This window comes from Nodosilinea sp. LEGE 07088, from assembly GCF_015207395.1.
GTDB lineage: Bacteria > Cyanobacteriota > Cyanobacteriia > Phormidesmidales > Phormidesmidaceae > Nodosilinea.
Genome location: NZ_JADEWX010000265.1, coordinates 1 through 5,769 on the forward strand (window position 1 = coordinate 1; position 5,769 = coordinate 5,769).

The following is a 5,769-nucleotide window of genomic DNA, read 5'->3' on the forward strand; positions in this document are numbered from 1 at the left end:
AGTTATGGACCGACTGGGCACTCCAACTGATAGCGCTCAAACCCCATAAACATCGCTATTTTCAGCGTGGTCTCTATGCTCTATCCCTGATGCAGCAAGCTCTTTAGGTACGTTGTCACCCGTTAAGGATTTCAGGATGGCCCTCTTGTGGTTCGTCACGCTTCATCCGCCCCGCTGGCGGCCAAGATCTTGAGCAGAAAGCTATTGTCCATCGCGGCGGTGTAGCGCTTCATTTTGAGGCTGAGCTTCGACGGTTCGCGCTTCAGTAAACTGACACTGAGCCGACGGATGAGCCCGAGGTTTTGGGCGGCATCGCCTTGGCGAATGCGGCTAGCATCTTCATTGAAGGTGACATCGAGCACCCAATGGAGACTATTTTCGACACTCCAATGAGAGCGAATCACTTGGGCATGGCGGAGGGCATGGGACGGCAAACTACTGATGTAGAACCGGACGTCAGTCGTGGTTTTGTTCCAGAGTTGGCGGGTACTGCGCACCATGACGACCGTGGTGAAGCCACTCCACTTCGCCTGACGGGGCAACGGGGGGAATTGACTGACCGGCACCGTCCAAGCCTGACGGGTTTCAAGCCGGTGATGACTCGACTCCATCGTCTCATGATAGTCATAGTCGATGCCATCCCAGCCCTTGGCGTCTGCCTGCTCAAACCAGGTCTCGACCGCTCGACTCAGGGTGCCTTGATTCCCTTTGAGGGCCAATACATAGTCCCCCTCGGCTTGCTTGATCTGGGTCGCAATCGCCGTCTGAGTGCCCATGGCATCGAGGGTCACCACCGTGCCTTTCAGGTTCAGGAGGTTAAGCAGCACGGGAACAGCCGTGATCTCATTGGACTTGGCGTCGACCCGCTGTTGGGCTAGTACCAGGCCATGCTCACTACTCCAAGCACTCACGCTATGCAGGGCTTTTAGGTTCCCCTCCCGGTCATAGGAACCGCGGGCAGTTTTCCCGTCTATATGAATCAACTCCACACCCAAAGACGACGTGATTTGGCCCACCCAGGCGAGAAATCCGGCCTCCAACGCCTGCGGGTCGAGCGCCCCAATCACTCGCCCAACGGTATCGTGAGACGGGATGCCGTGGGGGAGGTCTAAAAAGGTCTCTAGCCACGATTGCTTGGCCCGGCCATAGCGCTCAATGGCGACAAAGCCATCCGCCCCAGCCAGCACTGCGAAGAGGACTATCGTCACAATCGCTACCAGGCTATGGTGCTGGGTTCGTTCCACACGCGGATCCGGGAGGTGCTGAAAATGTTGGAGGACACTCCGTCTTAAAAGCTTAACCTCTCGGGTCTGCTGAGGACTCAGCACCCGGTGACCAAAGCCTTGAGCCATGGGGTCTCTCCACGTTGATGAGGGGAATGATGTCCTAGGTAACCCCGCTGCACCGCTCTCCCGCTGTCTCATAGACAACCAATATTCACCCACCTATGCTCTGGTATCTTGTCAAGTACAATTTATACCAAATTAGATGCGATTACCCTGGTAATAGTCCCTGAGAAGAAACCCTCGGTTCTATTGCAAGGCTTTGACGAATCGCTCTGGAACTTAGGTAGAACAGTAGGTGAGTGCTAATAGTTTATGCTCAAATTTGAAGAGGCAAAGCATGCAGACGCAATTCTGATTATCTCACTGGGAGAAACATTTACCTTGACTATGCCTCTACTAGGAATAAGTTAGTGCTGGATCTGGGTTCGGCGACTTAGGTAGTTTTTGGCATACAAATGCTATGAGCTGAAAGCCTTTCTTTTCGGGTTGCTCATTGCCTTCGACATCAATGTTCTCAGAGAACTCATAATGGATCTCTTTAACCATTGTCATATTGCCAGAATTGCCAAAGCGGATGCTTTTAATATCACATTTTGGGGATTCAAAAATTATCTCATTTACCTTAAACTGAGCCGTTCGATCATCAAAACGTGCACTTTTTTGAGATGTTCCGATCAATTTTTCGTCCTTGTCAAAGGCTTCCAGCGTGTAAGTAGCATTATTCCCTAGGAATTTTAAGGCTACCAGGTTGACAGTTCGGGTAAAGGTAATTTTAATTGGTACAACGTTGTATCGAGAGGGCTTTCCTGGTACTGCAGAAGTCAATATTGGGAATTTGATAGGAACGTTGCATGCAACATATCGAATAGCAGTTGAGGTTGCCTCAGGAAAGATCTCATCTTCGGGAGAACCTGACAAAAGAATTCCCTTAGAGAAAAATTCATTGCCATTTAGAGAAAGATCGGACGCTATTGGTATACCATCTGGAAAAGTATCGAAAGCGATTGTTTGCTTAATGGCATCGGTGGTTAAACCAACAATTTCACTAATTCTCTCCAAGTGCAATGGACTGATATTAATCTGTTGATTCTCTTGGAGATTGTTGATAATCCTCTCATTTGAAATTGAGCTGGGCTTTGGTTTCATCACAAGATTTCGAGCAAGTATGATGGAGGTTATATAACCCGGTAAACCTCCGCAGGGGGGATCTTGCCCGTCACTGAGTGGCTCCCTATCGTCAGGCCATTTCCAGAATCTACTCTTAAAAATACTAGGCTTAAACCAAGGGCGTATAATATCTACGCGCATCAATTCCACTAAGATTTGAGAGATATCAATGTTTAAGGCTTTTCCGTCATTAGCTTCAGAATGAGAAGCGCCCATTATTACTCGACTAGCCTCGCTCGCCTGCTTGCATAGTGCTTCTATTTCATCAGAGTCTAATTTTAACGGTGCCCAATCAGTAATAGAATCTGTTCTGAAAAAATTAGATGGATAAAAGAATGTAGGCCAAAAATCAATGTTAGCTAAGTCTGTGGCACGAAATTCTCTATAAATCTGATGCCATTTATTCCACGTGGTATGGTAGTTGGAATCAGTTATTCGATCACGATCAGCAAAAGCCTCTTCAACTTCGCTTTTATGTCCAAAAGATTGCCACTCATGAAGAGCTTTATCGACTGCAGCTTTATACTGAGGCTCAATTGATTGCCAATTTTGTTTAACTTCTAGATCCGTGGAGTTATCGGCCTTTAGTTTTTGATCGTTATAACTCTTATAGGCCTCAAGATATAATTCCTGAAACTTATAGTACTGTAATAGCTTATGAGAATTTTGGTCAGTCTGTTTTTCATAAAGTACCTCGTTTGCAGCCTGAAGCTCAACTTTCTCAGCCGCACTTAAATACTTAGATGCAACTAAAGCATTGGAGAGAATGGTCTCATACTCATCCCATAACATACGACCGTCTTGAAACCAGAGGGTCTTATAAGCTGGTATAAGATTAGTAATTCGGGCAAATTCTGATTGCGCTTGGAGTTTTTCTTGGGGAGTAAGTCCTGAGTTATTTTCTAAAAAGTTAAAATTGTGAGGTGTCAATGGCATAGCAGGCACTGAGAATACCAGGAAATTATTATCTGAGCCAGCATACATTTTCTCTAGCTTAGTCATTAGAGCTAAAATCGCATTACTTGTCAAAAAAACAGTATGATTGGCCATTTGGTACCACCTTAAAAATATCAGATTGCAGCTATTTAGAAAGGTTAGAAGATGAGATCTGTTGGTTTGACCTTCTCAGGAAGATGTTTTATTAACCCGGCAGTGCCTACCATTTCAGGCAATATCTGAGAATTCTGCTTAACAACTGCCGGGTTAATCAATAACCTATGCCCAATCAGTAATAGTTGGGCTGGGGTTCGGCGACTTGGGCACAATTGCACACTTGAAGCCAATCAGTTGTAGTCCTTCAACCGTCAGTCCTTCTTGGTTTAAGGTGTTTTCAACCTTAGAATCGCCAGATGCCGTGTGATAGTTACCTGACAGGCAAAATGGGCCGTACCCAACTTTCAAGCCGGCCTTAATCGCTTGTGTATAACTACTGGAAGTATCGTGCAACTCTGAAAAATCAGCTTTGAGGCGGCGAATAAAGATCGCTGTGGTTGGATAAGTCGGAAGGAACCCTTTAGGCGGTCTTCCCCCATCGGAGATTGGGGCAATTTCTGAATCAGATCTGAACCGCCAGGCATTACTAGCGAGAAATTCTGGATTGAACCATGGGCGCAGCAGCGGAATCTGAACGATTTCAAAATTGATATTAAAGTTTGAAGTGTTTAGTTCATCATAGAGTTTTCCATTTTCTACCCCGGCAGATACACTTCCGCCAAATAGACCAATGCCTGCACCTACCTCCATGTCCCAGGCATTAGTTTGGCTTTGAGCGTACTTAGATAGAGTTTTCTGTTCAAGTTTATAGTCAGTCCATCCTTCTTGGGTTGTGGCAAATTGAGGTGGCCAAAAGGTAGTAAGGTAGAACTCCTGATTATTCACTAAATCTGTTTGCTTGCTCCAAGTGAGATTATCTAACAACTTCTGTTTCCATAGAACAAGACTTTGCTTTGTCCATTGGTTTATAGTAGCCATTATAGTTTCGTATTCATTCTTATACCCCTCAGCTACCCATACATTATAGGCATTTTGAACCTTCAACCTATACAGAAAAGCATTCAATGTCCAGTCTTGAACAGCTACAGGAGACTCAGCATACATAGCCGCTATACGTTTAGCGTTGTATTCTAGACACGCATTAATGTAATGATTCTGCTTGTCGGTATATGCTCTTACAAGTCTCCCCGGTCGTGTTTTCTGCTCTATCTCTTCAGTGATTATATTTTCATCCTCGTAGACTTCTACTAGCAACTTCCTCCATTTATCAAGTTTAGACTGTCTGTCGGGACTTAAATCACCTTTATCTACAACTTCGCTCGTGTTTAAAATAGTTTCGTAAGCGCTCCAAAGAGTCTTTCCAGTTTGACTGTAGATAGCTTCTTGTTTTTCGAGATCAAAAATACCTGATGACGCATCTGGTATAAAGTTGACAAGCCTAGAAAAATTGGAGGCCTGATTTAGCAGATCTCTCGCCTGGTCGGCATCAGTTGCAAATAACTTATTAGCGAATAATAAGTCGGAATGATTGAAAGGAATACCAGGAATACACCAGGCAATAAAGCCATCTTTTGCATTTGGGACAGTGCCGTCCCCGGAAGTTAGCATGGTGTAGATCTTACCCAAGATAGATTTTAGTGGAGACGACATGATAACCTCTTCAATTTTTAAGTTGTGGTTTGCAGTGAAAGTAATTGCATGACAGGATGGTCTTTCTTACAGTGAAGGAGTTCTAAACTTCCCTAACCCAAAGACTTCTAAAGTATTTTTGTGGATGATTGTTTTCAAGATCTTTACAACTAAAACCTCCAGATCGTGTGATGGTGCCATCGTCACTCAGGATTTGGAATCGATTAGGTTGGTTTGGATAGAACAGCACACTTTCTGGACGGAAGTCTGGTGGCATGTCAGGTATTTCAATTCTCTGTGGCCTTTCGTCTAGCCCTGACCATTGGTAGAGGGAGAATTGATCGCCGCCGTCATAAGCACCAGCAATAATTATGTATAGATTTTTATCTTCCCAGCAATCAATGCTTCGGATACCAAGTCCATTCAAGTCAAGTTCTATCGGCTCACCAAAAACTGCTCTTAAATTTTCCTTTTCAAGCAGTTCTTGAGGACTTTTAAGTGGTAAGAGAATAGCTTTGCCTTGAGGAACTGGGTTACGGAAGCCAATTAGTAATTCTTCGCTAGGCGGGTTCTTCCGGCAGCATGGTGATAAGTTTTTCTAATCAGAAAAGCAAGCTAGCAAGCGCTTACGGAAATTCTCAAAGTTTACAAACCCATAAGCTTGGCGCTTAATCAACTTAATTCGATTGTTGAT

Annotated in this window: 5 protein-coding genes; all 5 read right to left on the minus strand. The window is 44.8% G+C overall.

Going from position 1 to position 5,769, the window contains the following annotated elements; all coding sequences use genetic code 11:
* Nucleotides 1-155 precede the first annotated feature (155 nt).
* The 5 genes from IQ254_RS29255 to IQ254_RS34095 all read right to left on the minus strand — a co-directional run bounded on the left by IQ254_RS29255 (nt 156) and on the right by IQ254_RS34095 (nt 5,769).
* Nucleotides 156-1,352, minus strand: a complete 1,197-nt coding sequence (locus IQ254_RS29255; protein ID WP_228041213.1) for an ISAs1 family transposase — start codon at nt 1,350-1,352, stop codon at nt 156-158.
* A 330-nt stretch (nt 1,353-1,682) separates the two neighbouring features.
* Nucleotides 1,683-3,503 carry a hypothetical protein gene (locus IQ254_RS29260; protein ID WP_193969674.1) on the minus strand — a complete coding sequence of 607 codons (1,821 nt, stop codon included), beginning with the start codon at nt 3,501-3,503 and terminating at the stop codon, nt 1,683-1,685.
* A gap of 165 nt (nt 3,504-3,668) precedes the next feature.
* Complete coding sequence (locus IQ254_RS29265; RefSeq protein WP_193969675.1) at nt 3,669-5,096, minus strand: hypothetical protein; 1,428 nt, start codon at nt 5,094-5,096, stop codon at nt 3,669-3,671.
* 82 nt (nt 5,097-5,178) lie between these two features.
* Nucleotides 5,179-5,622 carry a DUF3616 domain-containing protein gene (locus IQ254_RS29270; RefSeq protein WP_313887609.1) on the minus strand — a complete coding sequence of 148 codons (444 nt, stop codon included), beginning with the start codon at nt 5,620-5,622 and terminating at the stop codon, nt 5,179-5,181.
* Nucleotides 5,623-5,673: 51 nt separating this feature from the next.
* Nucleotides 5,674-5,769, minus strand: coding sequence for a transposase (locus IQ254_RS34095; RefSeq protein WP_369011301.1), 96 nt, complete (start codon nt 5,767-5,769; stop codon nt 5,674-5,676).